Here is a 21,409-nt window from a genome sequence, read left to right as displayed (position 1 = left end):
TATTTCTAAACAAACTATTTTTAGGAAGTGTTAACTTTGATAGAAACAACTCTAAAAACAATAAAAGAAAATAACATGTTTGAAAAGGGAGACAAAGTAATAGTTGCGGTATCAGGAGGCCCTGATTCTATATGCCTTTTACATATATTAAACGCTTTAAAAGAGCAATTGCAAATAACTTTATATGCAGCACATATTAATCATTGTCTAAGAGGAAAAGAGTCGGATGAGGATGAAAAATATGTTGAGAAATTTTGTGAAAGTCTAAATATAGAGTTTAGAAGCAAGAGAGTAGATATACATGACCTAGTAAGAAAGAGAAATATTTCCTCGGAAACTGCGGGCAGAGAAGCAAGATATAAGTTTTTTTATGAGTTAAAAAGTAAGTTTGGAGCTCAAAAGATAGCTATAGCTCATAACGCTAATGATCAGGCTGAAACTGTTTTGATGCGAATAATGCGAGGTACAGGAATGGAAGGTCTAATTGGTATAAGATCAGTAAGAGACAACATTTTTGTAAGACCTTTAATAAATTGTTCAAGAGAAAGCATTGAGAGATATTGCGAGGATAATAATATTAATCCTAGAATAGATAAAACAAATTTAGAGCCGATATATGCAAGGAATAAAGTACGACTCCAGCTTATACCGTACATAAAGGAAAATTTTAATGAAGATATTGTGACGACCCTAAATAGATTAGCTAGCACTATAAGAGTAGATAATGATTATTTAGAAATGATTGCAAAAGAAAAATATAAAAAATATTGTGATGATAATAAAGAAAAGGTTATAATATCTAAGGAAGCGTTTTTAGAGCATGAATCTATAATTACAAGAATTATACGATTAGCTCTCTATAATGTATCAGGCAATTTATATAACTTTGAAAAGATTCATATTTATGATGTAATTGATATTCAGAAAAATGCTACAGGTAAGATGCTGACCCTTCCAAACAAAATACATATACAAAATAATTATGGAGATATATCTGTCTATAAGAAGAAAGAACAAAATATAAAAAATGATGGCATTGAATATACATTACATAGTGGATTAAATGAAATAAAAGATTTTAATTTAAGAGTTACCCTAGAACTGATTAATAAAACAGATAATCTATTTTTGAAACAAGAAAATTTTGTTAAATATTTTGACTATAATAAGATAAAAGGAGATACTATAATTAGGTGGAGAAAAGATGGAGATCGTTTCACACCTTTAGGAATGAAGGGAAGCAAAAAATTAAAAGATTTATTTATAGATCTAAAAGTGCCGAAAGACGAAAGAGATAGAATTCCACTTATATGTTTTGGTGGAGAAATTGCGTGGGTAGTAGGATATAGGGTTAGTGAACTTTTTAAAGTTGACAAAAATACAAAAAAAATTTTGAAAATAATAATTGAAAGTGAGGAAGCCTAAATGAATTGCATGCAACAGGATATAAGAGAAGTATTGCTTACAGAAGAACAACTTAGAACAAAAATAAGAGAAATAGGTCAACAAGTAAGCAAAGACTATGATGGGAAAGATTTAATGCTAGTTGGAATATTAAAAGGATCTGTTCCGTTCATGGCAGATCTATTAAAAGAAATAACTATACCATGTACTATGGATTTTATGGCAGTATCGAGCTATGGCAATTCAAGTAAAACCTCAGGAATAGTAAGAATTCTAAAGGATTTAGATTTTGAAATAGAAGGTAAGCATGTTTTAATAGTAGAAGATATAATAGATTCAGGAACAACATTAGCATACCTAATAGAATATCTAAAAGGTAGAAAACCTGCTAGTCTTGAGATAGCATGTCTTTTGAGCAAACCTGAAAGAAGAATGGTTGAAATTAATGCTAGGTATATGGGTTTTGTTGTTCCAGATTATTTTTTAGTAGGTTATGGTCTTGATTACGCAGAAAAGTATAGAAATTTACCGTATATCGGTATATTAAAGGAGGAGGTTTATCAGTAAATTAATGCTGAATTTATTGTAATGAAATCTGCATTATGATACAATTTTACAATATAAAACTAGAAAGAGAGGGGGGCCTATAATGAAAAAATTTTCAAGCGCAACGGCCTGGGTTATAGTATTTGTATTAGTAATTCTTGCAGCACTAATGCTTGTGAGAACTAATGAAGGTGCAACAGCCATAAATTTTAATGACTTTCAGAAATATTGGTTAGAGAATAAAGTAACGAGTTTCGAAGTAAAAGAAGATAAAATGACAATAGTAGGATCGCTAAAGGATGGTCAGCAATATGAGACTGTAGTTCCATCAGAAAGACTGTTTCAATTTATAGGAGAACATCCTAAGGATGGAAGTGTTAAGGAGATCTATGTTAAGCCAGCAGCAGTACCTATGTGGGTACAGTATTTGCCTACGGTACTTTTGATATTGATGCTTGTAGCATTTTGGTTTATGTTCATGCAGCAATCACAGGGTGGTGGAGGAAACCGAAATGTTATGAATTTTGGGAAGAGCCGAGCTAAAATGGCTACACCTGATAAGAAAAAGGTCACTTTTAGTGATGTTGCAGGAGCAGATGAAGAAAAAGCTGAATTAGCAGAGATAGTTGATTTCTTAAAACAGCCTAAAAGGTATATAGAGATGGGAGCAAGAATACCTAAGGGGGTACTACTTGTGGGACCTCCAGGTACAGGAAAAACTCTTCTAGCAAAGGCTATAGCAGGAGAAGCTGGAGTGCCATTTTTCAGTATATCCGGTTCAGACTTTGTTGAAATGTTTGTAGGTGTTGGAGCATCTAGAGTAAGAGATTTATTTGACCAAGCAAAGAAAAACTCACCATGTATTATTTTTATTGATGAAATAGATGCAGTGGGTAGACAAAGAGGTGCTGGTCTTGGTGGTGGACACGATGAAAGAGAGCAAACATTAAATCAATTACTTGTTGAGATGGATGGGTTTGGAGCAAATGAAGGTATAATAATGATAGCAGCTACTAATAGGCCAGATATATTAGATCCTGCGCTTTTAAGACCAGGAAGATTTGATAGGCAAATAGTAGTTGGAGCTCCTGATGTTAAAGGAAGAGAAGAAATTCTTAAAGTTCATTCAAAAAATAAACCTTTAGCTACTGAAGTTAAGCTAGACGTTCTTGCAAAGAGAACGCCAGGGTTTACTGGTGCTGATTTAGAAAACTTAATGAATGAGTCTGCCCTTTTAGCAGTAAGAAAAAATAAAGATTTAATAGAGATGGATGAACTTGAGGAAGCTGTAACTAGAGTTATTGCAGGTCCCGAAAAGAGAAGTAGGGTTATAGCAGAGGAAGATAGAAGATTAACGGCTTATCATGAAGCAGGCCATGCGGTAGTAATGAAGCTACTGCCTACTGCAGATCCAGTTCACCAGATAAGTATAATACCAAGAGGTATGGCTGGAGGATATACTATGCATCTTCCAGAAAAGGATACTGCTTATATGTCTAAAACAAAGCTTCAAGATGAAATTATAGGGCTTTTAGGTGGAAGAGTTGCTGAAAAGCTAATAATAGGAGATATAAGTACTGGAGCTAAAAATGATATTGAAAGAGCAACAACAATATCTAGAAAAATGGTTATGGATTATGGTATGAGTGACTTAGGGCCGATAGCTTTTGGCTCTGGACATGATGAAGTTTTCTTAGGAAGAGATTTGGGAAAAGGAAGAAATTTCAGCGAAGAAGTGGCTTTTGAAATAGATAAAGAAATTAGAAAACTTATTGATGAAGGTTACAACAAAGCGGAGAAGCTTTTAAATGAAAATATATCAAAACTTCATGCTGTTGCTAAGGCATTACTTGAAAGAGAAAAACTTGAAGCAGATGAGTTTGAAGAAATATTCAAGAATGCTTAGAAGATAGAGGCTAATCAGCCTCTATTTTTTATTTATGAAATATATGTTAAAAACTACATAAAAGTGGTATAATTCATATGTATGTCTATTTTTAATATAAATTTTAATGAAATGGGATGATTGTTATGGAGTTTAATGTTAAAGAAGGAATAACATCTACAATAGAAACATGTGTAACTGAAAATGACACGGCTAGCAAAATAGGATCTGGAAATTTAGACGTTTTTTCTACACCTGCTATGATAGCTCTTATGGAAAACACGTCTAAAAGTTGTGTAGATTTACATCTTCCATATGGATATACAACTGTTGGAATAGAAGTTAGTATAAAGCACCTTAAAGCATCACCTGTTGGAATGAAAGTAAGATGTGAAGCTCTTTTAACAAGAGTCGAGGGTAAAAGACTTTTCTTTAGTGTTCAAGCATGGGACGAGCATGGGAAAATAGGAGAAGGAATACATACAAGATACATAGTAAATAGTGATGATTTTATGAAAAAGTTACAGTCATAGTATCAAAAGGACATAACCTTTTTCTTGACAAATAGAATTTAATTGTTAAAATTAAATTATTAAACTGACAATAAAATGAGTATACTATAGGGCAGCTTCAGAGCTGCTCTTTAATTATGTTTAGCATTAAAAATAAGAATATATACTACTAGAAAGGCGGTGCAGTTAGTGATTTTAGTTTTAGATGTAGGCAATACTAATATTGTTCTTGGGATTTATAAGAATAAAGAACTAATTGCTAATTGGAGATTATCTACAGATCCTATAAGAACAGCAGATGAATATGGTATTCAGGTAACACAATTATTTTTGCAAAGCAAACTTGATCCTTCAGATGTAGAAGGAGTTATAATATCTTCAGTTGTTCCTAATATTATGTACTCATTGGAGCATATGATTATAAAGTACTTTGAAATAACTCCTATAGTAGTAGGACCAGGAGTAAAGACCGGGATAAATATAAAATATGATAATCCTAAAGAAGTAGGTGCAGATAGGATAGTTAATGCAGTTGCAGCTCATGAAATTTATAAAAAATCTGTTATTATAATAGACTTTGGAACAGCTACAACATTCTGCGCTATAACAGCTAGAGGAGATTATCTAGGGGGAACTATTTGCCCCGGAATTAATATATCCTCAGAAGCTTTATTTCAGAAGGCAGCTAAACTCCCAAGAATAGAGCTTATAAAACCTGCAGGGGTTATATGTAAAAATACAGTATCAAGTATGCAAGCGGGGATAGTGTATGGTTATATAGGTCAAGTAGATTACATAGTTGATAAAATGAAGAAAGAAATGATGCAGCTTGGAGAAGATGAACCTTATGTTATTGCAACCGGGGGATTAGCAAAGCTTATTAATGAAGAATCTAAATTTATAAATGTAATAGATCCAACTCTAACCTTAAAAGGACTTAGAATTATCTACGAAAAGAATAGAGAACAGGTGTTGTAATGAAAATAAGAGATTTGAAATTTGAAAATACTGTATTTTTAGCTCCTATGGCAGGCGTTACGGATATAGCATTTAGAGGATTATGTAAAAACTTAGGATGCGGTCTTGTATATACAGAGATGGTAAGTTCTAAAGCATTGTTTTATGGAAGTGAAAATACTGAAAGTATGTTAGAAATTTCAAGAGATGAAGCTCCAGTAGCAGTACAAATATTCGGTAACGATCCTTATGTTATGGCAAAATCTTGTGATTTTTTCAATGATAATAATGATATCTGTATTGTAGACATTAATATGGGATGTCCAGCACCTAAGATAGTTAAAAATGGTGAAGGATCTGCACTTATGAAAGATCCTAAATTAGCTGCAAAGATAGTGCAAGAAGTGAAAAAAGCTTCATTAAAACCTGTGACTGTAAAATTTAGGAAGGGATTTGATTCTAATAACATAAATGCAGTAGAATTTGCAAAGGAATTAGAACAAGCCGGAGTAGATGCGATAACTGTTCATGGCAGAACAAAGGAACAAATGTATGAGGGTAAAGCAGATTGGGATATAATAAGGAAAGTCAAGGAGGCTGTGAGCATTCCTGTTATAGGGAATGGAGATGTAGTTTCTTGTGAGGGCGCTCTGACACTTTTTGAAATGACTAAGTGTGATGGAATAATGATAGGTAGAGGCGCTATGGGAAATCCATGGATATTTAGCCAAGTTCAAAGAGGCATTAAGGGAGAAAACATGGTTTATCCTAGTATGGAAGAAAGAATAGATATGTGTATAGAGCACTATAAAAGATCTCTTTATTATAATGGTGAAGATAAGGCCGTAAGAGAAATGAGAAAACATATAGGCTGGTACATAAAGGGCTTAGAATGTAATAAAGAAATAAAAGATAAAATCAATTATGAAAAAAGCAGTGAAAAGGTAATAGAGATTTTATTAAATTATAAAGAAAGATTAAATAATAATAAATAACTATGAATAAAAGTATTGTAATTTTTAATTATATAATGGAATAGAATAGTAGCGTGAATAATTTTAAGGAAATGCCTTATGAAGCCAATAGCGTATGTTAGTTGCAATAGAAAGATTCCTTATGACAATAACACCTTTTTTGGTAGAATAGTAGATAGGTTTAAAATATCATATCTGGGAGAAAGATTTATAAAGGAGTTGAATTTAAAAATATCTAATATAAATCTTCCACCCAATATTAATAGCCAATCATACTATAAAAACATGCTAGTTGCTAAGAAAAAGGTAAAAGGAAGGGATATATATTTAGCACCTAAAATATATAGAGAGCTAGATTATAATTATTTAAATGATTTTCAAAGAGAATTAATAGCTTTGGGAATAGTGACAAGTTCAAAGCTTATCTTGAGGAAAATGCACAAAAGTATAAGAGATAGCTGTATAGTAATATATGATGCTGTAGATATAATAAATTTTGATATAATTTGTTTTATGGCAAAAGAAGCTAAGTATATAGTATTATTATCTAGACATGTAAATGAGCTTACACATATGGCAGAATATATTATATCCAATTTTGGAATAACGCCTATAGTGACGTCAGATTTCAAGTATGCAATTGAAAATGCAGATTTTATCATAGCATCAAAAGATGTTGATTTGGAAGCTAGAGCTAATATATGGTATTTAAATAATATGTATATTCCGTTAAAAAAAGATAATATTATTATAAATGATATTACTTACAAAGTGCCTTGGGAATTAGACGAAGACATGTCACCAGAACTTCTAGGTGCGATATTATGTCAAATGGAAGAAAAAAATATAGAAGAGGCATTAAAGTATAATGGCATTTTCTTAGATAAGATAAAATTCAATGATGAGATTTTAATTTTATGATCATTGAAAGATCAGAATACTTTGTAGTGGTTTTGAAGATGTTGACATTAGTATAATGCTGATTTATAATTACTTAAAATAATTACTAAGTTTATGCTATCATATGGGTAGGGGTAAAATTGTCATATAGAAAATTATTAGTAAACTATTAAAAGGGGAGAATAGAATGAACGAAAAAAAATATGTGATGACTTATGAGGGTGTAAAGAAATTAGAAGATGAGTTAGAACACTTAAAAACAGTTAAAAGAAAAGAGATAACAGAAAAGATTAAGGTAGCACTTTCGTTTGGAGACTTGAGTGAAAATGCAGAATATGATGAAGCTAAAAATGAACAAGCATTTGTAGAAGGTAGGATAGTTCAACTTGAAAATATGCTTAAAAATGCTACTATAGTAGATGAAAGTGAAATTTCCACGGATATAGTGAGTATAGGCTCAATTGTAAAAGTTAAAGATTATGAATTTGATGAAGAAGTAGAGTATATAATTGTTGGATCTGCTGAGGCCGACCCGTTAAACAATAAAATATCTAATGAATCTCCAGTCGGAAGAGGGCTTGTAGGTAAAAAAGTAGGAGATGTGATAGAAATACAGGTACCGGATGGAGTAAGCAAATATGAAATACTAGGAATAAGACGATAAGCTACATAAGAAAATATTGGAGGGTTTATTAATGGCAAATGATGAAAAAAATTTAAACAATTTAGAAGAGGATTTTAATGAGCTCATTAGAGAAAGAAGACAAAAATTATCAAATCTTCAAAATGAGGGAAGAGATCCTTTTGATGTTTATAAGGTAGAAAGAACACACACAACAAAAGAGATTAAAGACAATTATGATTCACTTGAAGGAAAAGAAGTTATAGTTGCAGGAAGACTTATGTCAAAAAGAGTTCATGGAAAAGCTGGATTCTCAGATATTCATGATAGATATGGCAAAATTCAGCTATACATAAAAATAGACGATGTTGGTGAAGTGAAACTTAAGGAGTATAAAACTTTTGACATAGGTGATTTTGTATCAATAACAGGAACTGTATTTAGAACTAAAACTGGAGAAGTGTCTCTGCATATTAGAGATTTCCAATTAATTTCAAAGTCATTAAAACCACTTCCAGAAAAGTGGCATGGATTAAAGGACCCAGATTTAAGATACAGACAAAGATATGTTGATCTAATAATTAACCAGGATGTAAGAGATACATTTATGAAAAGAACTGCTATAATAAAAGCTATAAGAGAGTTTTTAGATAATAGAGATTATTTAGAAGTTGAAACTCCAGTACTTTCACCTATAGCGGGAGGAGCTGCTGCTAGACCGTTTGTAACTCACCATAATGCTTTAGATATAGATATGTACTTAAGAATAGCTACAGAACTTTATTTAAAGAGACTTATTGTTGGTGGATTTGAAAAAGTATATGAGATAGGCAAAAACTTTAGAAACGAAGGAATAAGTGTAAGACATAATCCAGAGTTTACAATGATAGAGTTATATGAAGCTTTTGCAGACTATAATGATATGATGGAAATCACTGAAAATATGATGGCATATGTATGTGAAAAAGTTTTAGGAACTACAAAAGTTACATATGAAGGAACAGAAATAGATTTTACTCCGCCTTGGAGAAGAGTTACTATGGTAGATGCTGTAAAAGAGTATGCAGGCATAGATTTTAATGAAATAAAAACAGATGAAGAGGCAAGAGAAATTGCAAAAGAAAAACATCTTGAATTTAAGAAAGAATTAAAGGAATGTACAAAGGGAGATATTTTAATTGCGTTATTTGAAGAATTCTGTGAACATAAATTGATACAACCTACTTTTGTATGCGATTATCCAGTAGAAAATTCACCTCTTACTAAAAAGAAAAGAGGAAATCAAGATTTTACTGAAAGATTTGAAGGGTTCATATACGGAAGAGAAGTATGTAATGCTTATTCAGAATTAAATGATCCTATAGTTCAGAAAGACAGATTTGTTCAACAGCTTAGAGAAAGAGAACTTGGAGATGATGAGGCTTATATGATGGATGATGATTTTATAAATTCATTGGAAATAGGTATGCCTCCAACAGGTGGACTTGGTATAGGAGTAGATAGAATGATAATGTTCCTTACAGACTCACCTTCTATAAGAGACGTTATATTATTCCCAACAATGAAACCAACTCAACAATAACTAAGTTAACTAAGTCGACAGCTTCTAGCAAGCTGTCGATTTTTGATTTAGAAATTATAAAATTAGATAAAAATAGGTGGAAAATATAAAAAAGTGAAAATAACTGTTGACTTTTTTTGAATGCTTGATATAATAATAAATGTAAGTCGTTCCGCGATAGCTCAATGGTGGAGCATTCGGCTGTTAACCGAAGGGTTGAAGGTTCGAATCCTTTTCGCGGAGCCATTTTTATTTTTTGTAATAAAAATGTATAAATATTGATCTAATGGATATAGTAAATTATATTAAAGTAGAAAAATTTTAATGGATAACGTTGACAATACTAAATTATTGCTATATTATATATATTAATATAAACAATATTATAATTCACAATGATAAAGAAGAGTAATAGTAATCATCTTAAAAGAGAGGTTGTGGGTGCTGTAAACAACCAAGATTTTGCTATGAAGGGAGCTTTTGAGTGAGGTTTATGAAAGCAGGGCATTTGCCAAAAAGGGTGGAACCGCGGAAAATAATTTTCGTCCCTTTATGGTGAGGCTTTATTTTTTTACCATAAAGTAATAAATATCTTGCTATGATGAAGAAGAGTAGTGATAAATTGCCTTAAAAGAGAGGTTGTGGTTGGTGTAAACAACTAAGGTTTTGTCTATGAAGGGAACTTCAGAGCAAGGAGATGAAAGCAGGGCATTTGCCAAGAAGGGTGGAACCGCGGAAAACTATTTTCGTCCCTTCGTGGTAGGCCTTTTTTTTATATAATTATGTTTAAAATTATTAATTAATATAAAAATAAAAATTAGGAGGTAATATTTATGGCATTTGAAAAAACTATGGAAAAAGTAGTAGCTTTGGCTAAAAACAGAGGTTATGTTTATCCTGGATCAGAGATATACGGAGGATTAGCAAACACTTGGGACTATGGTCCTTTAGGCGTAGAATTAAAAAACAATGTTAAAAAAGCTTGGTGGCAAAAGTTTATACATGAAAGTGAATACAATGTTGGAATAGATTGTGCTATTTTAATGAATAAGGACGTATGGGTTGCATCAGGTCACGTTGGAAATTTCTCAGATCCTCTTATGGATTGTAAAGAATGTAAAGCTAGATTTAGAGCAGATAAAATAGTAGAAGAGCATATGACGAATCAAGGTATAGAAAAAGCTAGTGCTGATGGATGGAGTAATGAGAAGCTAAAGGGTTATATAGATGAAAATAATATAGTGTGTCCTAGCTGCGGGAAAAAGAATTTTACAGACATAAGAAAGTTTAATTTAATGTTTAAAACATTCCAGGGAGTAACAGAGGATTCTAAAGCAGAAATATTTTTAAGACCAGAAACTGCACAAGGTATATTCGTTAACTTTAAAAATGTACAAAGAACTTCAAGGAAAAAGGTACCATTTGGTATAGGACAAATAGGTAAGTCTTTTAGAAATGAAATAACTCCAGGTAATTTTACTTTCAGAACTAGAGAGTTCGAACAGATGGAATTAGAATTTTTCTGTAAGCCAGGTACTGATTTAGAATGGCATAGCTATTGGAAAGAATATTGCTGGAACTTCCTTTTAAATCTTGGAATTAAAGAAGAAAGTATAAGATTTAGAGATCATGAACAAGATGAACTATCACATTATAGTAATGCAACATCTGATATAGAATATAGATTCCCGTTTGGTTGGGGAGAACTATGGGGCATAGCAGATAGAACTGACTACGATTTAAAGCAACATCAAGAGCATTCAGGAAAAGATATGTCATATCTTGATCCTACTACCAATGAAAGATATGTGCCATATTGTATCGAACCTTCAGTAGGTGCAGATAGAGTCGTATTGGCATTTTTAGTAGATGCCTATGATGAAGAGGAGTTAGAGGATGGAGATGTTAGAACAGTATTACATTTACACCCAGCAATTGCTCCATTTAAAGCGGCAATACTTCCGTTGACTAAAAAACTTTCTGAAAAATCATCAGAATTATATAGTAAATTACAAAAAGAGTTTAATGTTGATTATGATGAAGCAGGCAGTATAGGAAAGAGATATAGAAGACAGGATGAGGCTGGAACCCCTTACTGTATAACAGTAGATTTTGATACTTTAGAAGATGATACTGTAACAATAAGAGACAGAGATACTATGCAGCAGTTCAGAATAAAGATAGATGAAATAAGAGACTTTATAAAAGGTAAAATGGAATTCTAAGAATACCAGAAGATACGTGCTATATCATTCTATGAAGTGTGTAGTATGTATCTTCTAATTTTTTTGGACTAAGTAGAGTGGTTTTTTATAAATAGTGATAAACTGGTTATAATCCGTAAGAGTATTTTCTAAGCAAAAAACAAAAAAGCCAGGTATCATACCTGGCAAAATAGGGTTTAATCATGGGGATATGTTATATGTTTAATTAAAACTTGGGGAATTATATTAATGTTTCCTTACGGCACGAAATTAGTATAGCATATAAAGACAATAAGTTTCAATACTCAACAACAAAGTCTTTAAATTAAATATATTCTTGCAATTTCGACTATAAACAATAGTACAGTTTAAATAAAACAAACAAAACATTTAAATTAAGAATATAAGAGACTTTTTCGATATCAATTATAAAAAGATACTGAGAAAGTAAGTCATATATTATATTAAAGTGATATAATTAGATATAAGGTATCTAAAAGGATTTAATGATTTAATTAGCTTTAAAACTTTGTTAAATAGTCATGTTAAAGTGGAGGGTTTTTGATGAAAAAGGATTTTAATGATTTTAAGGGCTTTATAAAAGGGAAAAAAACTGCTGTAGTAGGTATAGGAGTAAGTAATAGACCTTTAATAGACTTTTTATTAAAGCTAGGAGCAAAAGTAAGTGCTTTTGATAAAAAAGATGAAGATCAACTAGGTGAAACTGCTACTGAACTGAAGAAAAAAGGCGTACAACTTGTTTTAGGAGAAGGATATTTAGATAAGTTAAAGGGATTTGATGTAGTATTTAAGACACCATCTATGAGAATAGATAGTCCAGCTTTAATTAATGCTAAAGAAGAAGGCGCTTATATAACTTCTGAAATGGAGGAGTTTGTTAAATACTGTCCAGCCAAGATTTATGGAGTAACAGGAAGCGATGGCAAAACTACAACTACTACATTGGTTTATAATATTTTAAAGGAGCATGGATATAAAACATGGGTAGGTGGAAACATAGGAACTCCATTGTTTAGTAAAATAGAAGATATGAGTTATACAGATAGAGTAGTACTAGAGCTATCTAGTTTTCAGCTTATGACAATGAATGTTTCACCAGAGGTTGCAATTGTAACAAATCTTAGTCCTAATCATTTAGACATGCATAAAGGGATGGATGAGTATGTTGATTCGAAAAAAAATGTTTTTAAATACCAAAGTAATACAGATCTACTTGTGTTGAATAGGGACAATGACTTAACGAACTCTATGAATAAAGAAGCTAGAGGTCGCTTAATGCAATTTAGTATAGAAAATTATATTGAAGATGGTGCGTTCTTTAAGGACAATAAGCTTTATTTAAATGGCAAAGTAGTATGTTTATTAAACGAAATTCAATTAAAGGGAATGCACAATGTAGAAAACCTACTTGCTGCTTTTTGTGCTGTTAGCGATGATGTTAGTATAGAAGCCATGAGAAAAGTGGCGACAACATTTTCTGGGGTAGAACATAGATGTGAATTTGTACAAGAGATAAAAGGAATAAAATATTACAATGATTCTATTGCATCGAGTCCTAGTAGAACTGTAGCGGGACTTAGAGCTTTTGAAAAACCGGTAATTCTTATAGCTGGAGGATATGATAAAAAAATACCTTTTGAACCTCTAGCTGAAGAAGGATATTCAAAAATAAAAGTATTGATACTAGTAGGTGCTACAAGATATAAGATAAAAGATGCTTTCGATAAAGTCATGAAGGATAAAAATATAAAATTACCTATTATAATTGAAAATAGTCTTGAGGATGCTGTTAGTAGAGCACAAGAAATAGCAGAAGAAGGGGACATAGTAACCTTATCTCCTGCTTGTGCAAGCTTTGATATGTTCCCTAACTTTGAAGTAAGAGGAAATAAGTTTAAGGAAATAGTGAATAATTTAGAATAATGATAAAGTAATGTAACATAGCCTCTAAGTTATATATAACTTAGAGGCTATGTTATAAAAATTATAGTTAATAAAACTAATATGATATCATAATAACTTATCCACGTGTATCTATATGCAAATAATGTAGAATAACATAGAATAAAGAAGAAATAAAAAGATAAATTAATGTGAGGAAAGATAAAATATATATTTAATTTCTAAACTATGATAAGATAACACATGTCGCTTGATGAAGCGGCAAACAAGTGAAAAAAGTTAGTCAAAAATATGTTGACAACAAATTAGCTTGTATGATATTATAATGAAGCTGTCAAGAGCAGCTAAGCTTAACAAAAAGAATTTAAAAAAAGTTCTTGACAAAGTTAAGTAAGTGTGAGAAACTATATAAGCTGTCTTGAGTGACAGATGATCCTTGAAAATTAAACAGAGGTTAAAAATCAAGATGATTTTTATTAAGTAAACTAAACCAGCAATTCTTTTGAACTACTTGTTAGTAGTCAAAAACAACAGTAATGAGCATTCAAACTTTTAAATTGAGAGTTTGATCCTGGCTCAGGACGAACGCTGGCGGCGTGCCTAACACATGCAAGTCGAGCGATGAAACCCTTCGGGGTGGATTAGCGGCGGACGGGTGAGTAACACGTGGGTAACCTGCCTCAAAGAGGGGGATAGCCTCCCGAAAGGGAGATTAATACCGCATAACATTAGTTTTTCGCATGGAGAACTAATTAAAGGAGTAATCCGCTTTGAGATGGACCCGCGGCGCATTAGCTAGTTGGTGAGGTAAAGGCTCACCAAGGCGACGATGCGTAGCCGACCTGAGAGGGTGATCGGCCACATTGGAACTGAGACACGGTCCAGACTCCTACGGGAGGCAGCAGTGGGGAATATTGCACAATGGGCGAAAGCCTGATGCAGCAACGCCGCGTGAGTGATGAAGGCCTTCGGGTTGTAAAGCTCTGTCTTTTGGGACGATAATGACGGTACCAAAGGAGGAAGCCACGGCTAACTACGTGCCAGCAGCCGCGGTAATACGTAGGTGGCGAGCGTTGTCCGGATTTACTGGGCGTAAAGGATGCGTAGGCGGATTTTTAAGTGAGATGTGAAATACCCGGGCTTAACTTGGGTGCTGCATTTCAAACTGGAAGTCTAGAGTGCGGGAGAGGAGAGTGGAATTCCTAGTGTAGCGGTGAAATGCGTAGAGATTAGGAAGAACACCAGTGGCGAAGGCGACTCTCTGGACCGTAACTGACGCTGAGGCATGAAAGCGTGGGTAGCAAACAGGATTAGATACCCTGGTAGTCCACGCCGTAAACGATGAGTACTAGGTGTAGGAGGTATCGACCCCTTCTGTGCCGCAGTTAACACAATAAGTACTCCGCCTGGGAAGTACGATCGCAAGATTAAAACTCAAAGGAATTGACGGGGGCCCGCACAAGCAGCGGAGCATGTGGTTTAATTCGAAGCAACGCGAAGAACCTTACCTAGACTTGACATCTCCTGAATTACTCGTAATGGAGGAAGCCCTTCGGGGCAGGAAGACAGGTGGTGCATGGTTGTCGTCAGCTCGTGTCGTGAGATGTTAGGTTAAGTCCTGCAACGAGCGCAACCCTTATCATTAGTTGCTACCATTAAGTTGAGCACTCTAGTGAGACTGCCCGGGTTAACCGGGAGGAAGGTGGGGATGACGTCAAATCATCATGCCCCTTATGTCTAGGGCTACACACGTGCTACAATGGGTAATACAAAGAGAAGCGATACAGTGATGTGGAGCAAAACTATAAAATTACCCTCAGTTCGGATTGTAGGCTGAAACTCGCCTACATGAAGCTGGAGTTGCTAGTAATCGCGAATCAGCATGTCGCGGTGAATACGTTCCCGGGCCTTGTACACACCGCCCGTCACACCATGAGAGCTGGCAACACCCGAAGTCCGTAGTCTAACCGTAAGGAAGACGCGGCCGAAGGTGGGGTTAGTGATTGGGGTGAAGTCGTAACAAGGTAGCCGTAGGAGAACCTGCGGCTGGATCACCTCCTTTCTAAGGAGTCGACAAGATAGGTAATTCTATCTTGAAGGTTTGTTTACACTCTGTTTAATCTTGAGGGATTATTTACCGGTTGATTTTAAATAATCAACATGATAAAATAAACCTCCAATTGTTCTTTGAAAATTGCACAGTGATATTAAATAAAAGTAAAGCTGAAGGTAAAACTACTTATTATATAAGTAAGTAACCTTTGTAGATTTATAACTAAGCAAAGAAAATTGATAGAAACCAATTTTCGGATGAATGGTCAAGCTACAAAGGGCGCATGGTGAATGCCTTGGCACCAGTAGTCGAAGAAGGACGTGATAAGCTGCGATAAGCTTCGGGTAGGCGCAAATAGCCTGTGATCCGAAGATTTCCGAATGGGGCAACCCACACTACTAACGTAGTGTACTGTAAACTGAATTCATAGGTTTATAGGGATATACCCGGGGAACTGAAACATCTAAGTACCCGGAGGAAGAGAAAGAAAAATCGATTTCCTAAGTAGCGGCGAGCGAAAGGGAAAGAGCCCAAACCAGGAACTTGTTCCTGGGGTTGCGGACAGATCATAAAAGTTGTAATTTCTTAATTGAAGAGAGCTGGAAGGCTCCGCCGTAGAAGGTAACAGCCCTGTAAGTGAAAAGAATAGCAACGAGATCTGCTCCAGAGTACCACGAGACACGTGAAACCTTGTGGGAAGCAGGGAGGACCACCTCCCAAGGCTAAATACTAACTGGTGACCGATAGTGAAGCAGTACCGTGAGGGAAAGGTGAAAAGAACCCCGGGAGGGGAGTGAAATAGAACCTGAAACCGTGTGTCCACAACCGGTCAAAGCACTTTTACGTGCGATGACGTGCTTTTTGTAGAACGAGCCAGCGAGTTACGATATGTAGCAAGGTTAAGCACTTAAGGTGCGCAGCCGAAGGGAAACCGAGTCTGAATAGGGCAATAAGTTGCATGTCGTAGACCCGAAACCGGGTGACCTATCCATGGACAGGTTGAAGCGGAAGTAAAATTCCGTGGAGGACCGAACCACGTTGGTGTTGAAAAACCATGGGATGAGCTGTGGATAGCGGAGAAATTCCAATCGAACTCGGAGATAGCTGGTTCTCCTCGAAATAGCTTTAGGGCTAGCGTTGAGAATGAGTAATGGAGGTAGAGCACTGAATGGGCTAGGGGCTGACAACAGTTACTGAACCCTATCAAACTCCGAATGCCATATACTTGAATCTCAGCAGTCAGACTACGAATGATAAGATCCGTGGTCAAAAGGGAAACAGCCCAGATCATCAGCTAAGGTCCCAAAGTGTAAGTTAAGTGGAAAAGGATGTGGGATTTCTAAGACAACTAGGATGTTGGCTTAGAAGCAGCCACTCATTCAAAGAGTGCGTAATAGCTCACTAGTCGAGAGATCCTGCGCCGAAGATGTCCGGGGCTAAAACTTACCACCGAAGCTATGGGCTCGAAAGAGCGGTAGAGGAGCTTCCTGTATGGATTGAAGTCGTACCGAAAGGAGCGGTGGACTGTACAGGAGTGAGTATGCTGGCATAAGTAGCGAGAAATAAGTGAGAATCTTATTGGTCGAAAACCTAAGGTTTCCTGAGGAAGGCTCGTCCGCTCAGGGTTAGTCGGGACCTAAGCCGAGGCCGAAAGGCGTAGGTGATGGACAATCGGTTGATATTCCGATACCGCCAACTGACGTTATTACAAATGGGATGACGCAGGAGGATAAGATGTGCGCACTATTGGATGTGCGTCTAAGCACTTAGACATGTTTAACAGGCAAATCCGTTAAACTTAGTTGAGGTGTGATGGGGAGCCCTTATGGGCGAAGTATCTGATTCCACGCTGCCAAGAAAAGTCTCTATGGAGGAAGTTGGTGCCCGTACCGCAAACCGACACAGGTAGGTGAGGAGAGAATCCTAAGACCAGCGGAAGAATTGTTGTCAAGGAACTCGGCAAATTGACCCCGTAAGTTAGCGATAAGGGGTGCCTACGCAAGTAGGTCGCAGAGAATAGGCCCAAGCAACTGTTTAGCAAAAACACAGGTCTCTGCTAAAGCGAAAGCTGATGTATAGGGGCTGACGCCTGCCCGGTGCTGGAAGGTTAAGGGGAACACTTAGCGCAAGCGAAGGTGTGAACTTAAGCCCCAGTAAACGGCGGCCGTAACTATAACGGTCCTAAGGTAGCGAAATTCCTTGTCGGGTAAGTTCCGACCCGCACGAATGGCGTAATGACTTGGGCACTGTCTCGACAACAAATCCGGCGAAATTGTAGTGCAAGTGAAGATGCTTGCTACCCGCGATTGGACGGAAAGACCCCGTAGAGCTTTACTGTAGCTTAGCATTGAGTTTCGGTATTGTCTGTACAGGATAGGTGGGAGACTGAGAAACAAGGGCGTCAGCCTTTGTGGAGTCATCCTTGGGATACCACCCTGACAGTACTGGGATTCTAACCGGCGGCCATGAATCTGGTCACGGGACATTGTTAGGTGGGCAGTTTGACTGGGGCGGTCGCCTCCTAAAAAGTAACGGAGGCGCCCAAAGGTTCCCTCAGAACGGTTGGAAATCGTTCGTAGAGTGCAAAGGCAGAAGGGAGCCTGACTGCGACACATACAAGTGGAGCAGGGACGAAAGTCGGGCTTAGTGATCCGGTGGTTCCTCGTGGGAGGGCCATCGCTCAACGGATAAAAGCTACCTCGGGGATAACAGGCTGATCTCCCCCAAGAGTCCACATCGACGGGGAGGTTTGGCACCTCGATGTCGGCTCGTCGCATCCTGGGGCTGAAGTAGGTCCCAAGGGTTGGGCTGTTCGCCCATTAAAGCGGCACGCGAGCTGGGTTCAGAACGTCGTGAGACAGTTCGGTCCCTATCCGTCGCGGGCGTAGGAAATTTGAGAGGAGCTGTCCTTAGTACGAGAGGACCGGGATGGACTGACCTCTGGTGCACCAGTTGTTCCGCCAGGAGCACAGCTGGGTAGCTATGTCGGGACGGGATAAACGCTGAAAGCATCTAAGCGTGAAGCCCACCTCAAGATTAGATTTCCCATAGCGTAAGCTAGTAAGACCCCTTGAAGAACACAAGGTTGATAGGTCAGAGGTGTAAGCATGGTAACATGTTCAGCTGACTGATACTAATAGGTCGAGGGCTTGACCAAATACATTCACTGTGCAATTTTCAGAGAACAAATGTGTAAATTACTCAATGTTCTCAAAAAAGTTTGATAAACACTAAAAAAGTGTTGACAAACCTAAGCGAATCCAGTATAATATAAAACTGTGATGAGTAATATCTGGTGATTATGACGTGAAGGTAACACCCGTTCCCATTCCGAACACGACGGTTAAGCTTCATAGTGCCGATGGTACTGCAGGGGAGACCCTGTGGAAGAGTAGGTCGTCGCCAGGTCAGATATGGATCTTTAGCTCAGTTGGTTAGAGCAACCGGCTCATAACCGGTTGGTCCGGGGTTCGAGTCCCTGAAGGTCCACCATTTATGGGGGTATAGCTCAGTTGGGAGAGCATCTGCCTTGCACGCAGAGGGTCAAGAGTTCGAATCTCTTTATCTCCACCATAAAAAAGAGTGATGTTTATCACTCTTTTTTTTATGTATTTAATGCTATCAGTTAAATTAACGTACATTTATTTTTCTATAAATATAGGTAGGAAGTATATTTATTAAGAGTATATCTATATAGTAAATAAGTAAATATATGATTGTCATATTTAAATTGCATAAGCATTATATTAGTTGTATATTTTGTATGTATAGATTTGTATAAAGAAACCATCTTATGAAATATAGTTTTTTGAAAAATGTTATTGACATAGAACTACTTATCGTGATATTATGTAAAAGTCGCTGAGAGACAACAATACAAGTATTAATAATAAAAAAAGTATTGACAAGGCTCCTAGCTTATGATAAACTTTAAAAGGTCGTTAAGAGAACGACATGATCCTTGAAAATTAAACAGAGGTTAAAAATCAAGATGATTTTTATTAAGTAAACTAAACCAGCAATTCTTTTGAACTACTTGTTAGTAGTCAAAAACAACAGTAATGAGCATTCAAACTTTTAAATTGAGAGTTTGATCCTGGCTCAGGACGAACGCTGGCGGCGTGCCTAACACATGCAAGTCGAGCGATGAAACCCTTCGGGGTGGATTAGCGGCGGACGGGTGAGTAACACGTGGGTAACCTGCCTCAAAGAGGGGGATAGCCTCCCGAAAGGGAGATTAATACCGCATAACATTAGTTTTTCGCATGGAGAACTAATTAAAGGAGTAATCCGCTTTGAGATGGACCCGCGGCGCATTAGCTAGTTGGTGAGGTAAAGGCTCACCAAGGCGACGATGCGTAGCCGACCTGAGAGGGTGATCGGCCACATTGGAACTGAGACACGGTCCAGACTCCTACGGGAGGCAGCAGTGGGGAATATTGCACAATGGGCGAAAGCCTGATGCAGCAACGCCGCGTGAGTGATGAAGGCCTTCGGGTTGTAAAGCTCTGTCTTTTGGGACGATAATGACGGTACCAAAGGAGGAAGCCACGGCTAACTACGTGCCAGCAGCCGCGGTAATACGTAGGTGGCGAGCGTTGTCCGGATTTACTGGGCGTAAAGGATGCGTAGGCGGATTTTTAAGTGAGATGTGAAATACCCGGGCTTAACTTGGGTGCTGCATTTCAAACTGGAAGTCTAGAGTGCGGGAGAGGAGAGTGGAATTCCTAGTGTAGCGGTGAAATGCGTAGAGATTAGGAAGAACACCAGTGGCGAAGGCGACTCTCTGGACCGTAACTGACGCTGAGGCATGAAAGCGTGGGTAGCAAACAGGATTAGATACCCTGGTAGTCCACGCCGTAAACGATGAGTACTAGGTGTAGGAGGTATCGACCCCTTCTGTGCCGCAGTTAACACAATAAGTACTCCGCCTGGGAAGTACGATCGCAAGATTAAAACTCAAAGGAATTGACGGGGGCCCGCACAAGCAGCGGAGCATGTGGTTTAATTCGAAGCAACGCGAAGAACCTTACCTAGACTTGACATCTCCTGAATTACTCGTAATGGAGGAAGCCCTTCGGGGCAGGAAGACAGGTGGTGCATGGTTGTCGTCAGCTCGTGTCGTGAGATGTTAGGTTAAGTCCTGCAACGAGCGCAACCCTTATCATTAGTTGCTACCATTAAGTTGAGCACTCTAGTGAGACTGCCCGGGTTAACCGGGAGGAAGGTGGGGATGACGTCAAATCATCATGCCCCTTATGTCTAGGGCTACACACGTGCTACAATGGGTAATACAAAGAGAAGCGATACAGTGATGTGGAGCAAAACTATAAAATTACCCTCAGTTCGGATTGTAGGCTGAAACTCGCCTACATGAAGCTGGAGTTGCTAGTAATCGCGAATCAGCATGTCGCGGTGAATACGTTCCCGGGCCTTGTACACACCGCCCGTCACACCATGAGAGCTGGCAACACCCGAAGTCCGTAGTCTAACCGTAAGGAAGACGCGGCCGAAGGTGGGGTTAGTGATTGGGGTGAAGTCGTAACAAGGTAGCCGTAGGAGAACCTGCGGCTGGATCACCTCCTTTCTAAGGAGTCGACAAAGTAGGTAATTCTACTTTGAAGGTTTGTTTACACTCTGTTTAATCTTGAGGGATTATCAATGAGATAATAACTCTTATAAGGGCTTATAGCTCAGCTGGTTAGAGCGCACGCCTGATAAGCGTGAGGTCGATGGTTCGAGTCCATTTAAGCCCACCAATTGTTCTTTGAAAATTGCACAGTGATATTAATAAAAGTAAAGCTGAAGGTATACAAATACCTTTGTAGATTTATAACTAAGCAAAGAAAATTGATAGAAACCAATTTT

General features: G+C 37.0%; 11 protein-coding genes, 4 tRNA genes, 4 rRNA genes and 1 other annotated feature. All 19 genes read left to right on the top strand.

The window, feature by feature from the left end:
- Nucleotides 1-36: 36 nt before the first annotated feature.
- The 19 genes from tilS (at nt 37) to ACZ5N4_RS25755 (ending at nt 21,300) form a co-directional block, all read left to right on the top strand.
- Nucleotides 37-1,425 (top strand): tRNA lysidine(34) synthetase TilS, encoded by a 1,389-nt coding sequence (gene tilS, locus ACZ5N4_RS25845; protein WP_464205572.1) that lies wholly within the window; start codon nt 37-39, stop codon nt 1,423-1,425.
- Entirely contained in the window at nt 1,426-1,971 is a 546-nt protein-coding gene (gene hpt / locus ACZ5N4_RS25840) for a hypoxanthine phosphoribosyltransferase (protein ID WP_464205571.1), read from the top strand.
- An 82-nt stretch (nt 1,972-2,053) separates the two neighbouring features.
- Nucleotides 2,054-3,856 (top strand): ATP-dependent zinc metalloprotease FtsH, encoded by a 1,803-nt coding sequence (ftsH, locus tag ACZ5N4_RS25835; protein WP_464205570.1) that lies wholly within the window; start codon nt 2,054-2,056, stop codon nt 3,854-3,856.
- A gap of 125 nt (nt 3,857-3,981) precedes the next feature.
- The gene (locus tag ACZ5N4_RS25830) at nt 3,982-4,368 is read left to right on the top strand and encodes a thioesterase family protein (protein WP_464205568.1); all 387 of its coding nucleotides are present in this window, start codon (nt 3,982-3,984) and stop codon (nt 4,366-4,368) included.
- 168 nt (nt 4,369-4,536) lie between these two features.
- Entirely contained in the window at nt 4,537-5,325 is a 789-nt protein-coding gene (locus tag ACZ5N4_RS25825; protein WP_464205567.1) for a type III pantothenate kinase, read from the top strand.
- Nucleotides 5,325-6,299: a tRNA dihydrouridine synthase DusB gene (dusB, locus tag ACZ5N4_RS25820; RefSeq protein WP_464205566.1), complete on the top strand. Its 975-nt coding sequence runs from the start codon at nt 5,325-5,327 to the stop codon at nt 6,297-6,299. Before ACZ5N4_RS25825 ends, dusB begins: the two co-directional genes overlap by 1 nt.
- A 78-nt stretch (nt 6,300-6,377) precedes the next feature.
- The gene (locus ACZ5N4_RS25815) at nt 6,378-7,199 is read left to right on the top strand and encodes a Rossmann-fold NAD(P)-binding domain-containing protein (protein ID WP_464205564.1); all 822 of its coding nucleotides are present in this window, start codon (nt 6,378-6,380) and stop codon (nt 7,197-7,199) included.
- 166 nt (nt 7,200-7,365) lie between these two features.
- Nucleotides 7,366-7,842, top strand: a complete 477-nt coding sequence (gene greA, locus ACZ5N4_RS25810) for a transcription elongation factor GreA (protein ID WP_464205562.1) — start codon at nt 7,366-7,368, stop codon at nt 7,840-7,842.
- Between the two features lie 31 nt (nt 7,843-7,873).
- On the top strand, nt 7,874-9,382 hold the full coding sequence (gene lysS / locus ACZ5N4_RS25805) for a lysine--tRNA ligase (RefSeq protein WP_464205560.1): 1,509 nt from the start codon (nt 7,874-7,876) through the stop codon (nt 9,380-9,382).
- Between the two features lie 150 nt (nt 9,383-9,532).
- A tRNA-Asn gene (locus ACZ5N4_RS25800) sits at nt 9,533-9,607 on the top strand.
- 140 nt (nt 9,608-9,747) lie between these two features.
- Nucleotides 9,748-9,914 (top strand) — a binding site (T-box leader).
- A gap of 280 nt (nt 9,915-10,194) precedes the next feature.
- Nucleotides 10,195-11,586 carry a glycine--tRNA ligase gene (locus tag ACZ5N4_RS25795; RefSeq protein ID WP_464205559.1) on the top strand — a complete coding sequence of 464 codons (1,392 nt, stop codon included), beginning with the start codon at nt 10,195-10,197 and terminating at the stop codon, nt 11,584-11,586.
- 543 nt (nt 11,587-12,129) lie between these two features.
- Nucleotides 12,130-13,509, top strand: a complete 1,380-nt coding sequence (gene murD / locus ACZ5N4_RS25790; protein WP_464205557.1) for a UDP-N-acetylmuramoyl-L-alanine--D-glutamate ligase — start codon at nt 12,130-12,132, stop codon at nt 13,507-13,509.
- A gap of 532 nt (nt 13,510-14,041) precedes the next feature.
- Nucleotides 14,042-15,550, top strand: a 16S ribosomal RNA gene (locus ACZ5N4_RS25785).
- A 254-nt stretch (nt 15,551-15,804) separates the two neighbouring features.
- Nucleotides 15,805-18,698: ribosomal RNA gene (locus ACZ5N4_RS25780) — 23S ribosomal RNA — on the top strand.
- A 134-nt stretch (nt 18,699-18,832) separates the two neighbouring features.
- A 5S ribosomal RNA gene (gene rrf / locus ACZ5N4_RS25775) occupies nt 18,833-18,949 on the top strand.
- A gap of 7 nt (nt 18,950-18,956) precedes the next feature.
- Nucleotides 18,957-19,033: transfer RNA gene (locus ACZ5N4_RS25770), tRNA-Ile, on the top strand.
- A gap of 5 nt (nt 19,034-19,038) precedes the next feature.
- Nucleotides 19,039-19,114 (top strand) — tRNA-Ala (locus tag ACZ5N4_RS25765).
- 505 nt (nt 19,115-19,619) lie between these two features.
- Nucleotides 19,620-21,128 (top strand): 16S ribosomal RNA (locus ACZ5N4_RS25760).
- Together the 16S, 23S and 5S rRNA genes with 3 tRNA genes alongside form the textbook arrangement of a ribosomal RNA operon.
- Before the next feature lie 95 nt (nt 21,129-21,223).
- Nucleotides 21,224-21,300 (top strand) — tRNA-Ile (locus tag ACZ5N4_RS25755).
- The last annotated feature ends 109 nt before the right edge of the window (nt 21,301-21,409 follow it).

The organism is Clostridium nitrophenolicum (assembly GCF_055391695.1).
The sequence above is the reverse complement of the archived record's forward strand: the minus strand, read 5'-3'. Positions and strand labels throughout refer to the sequence as shown.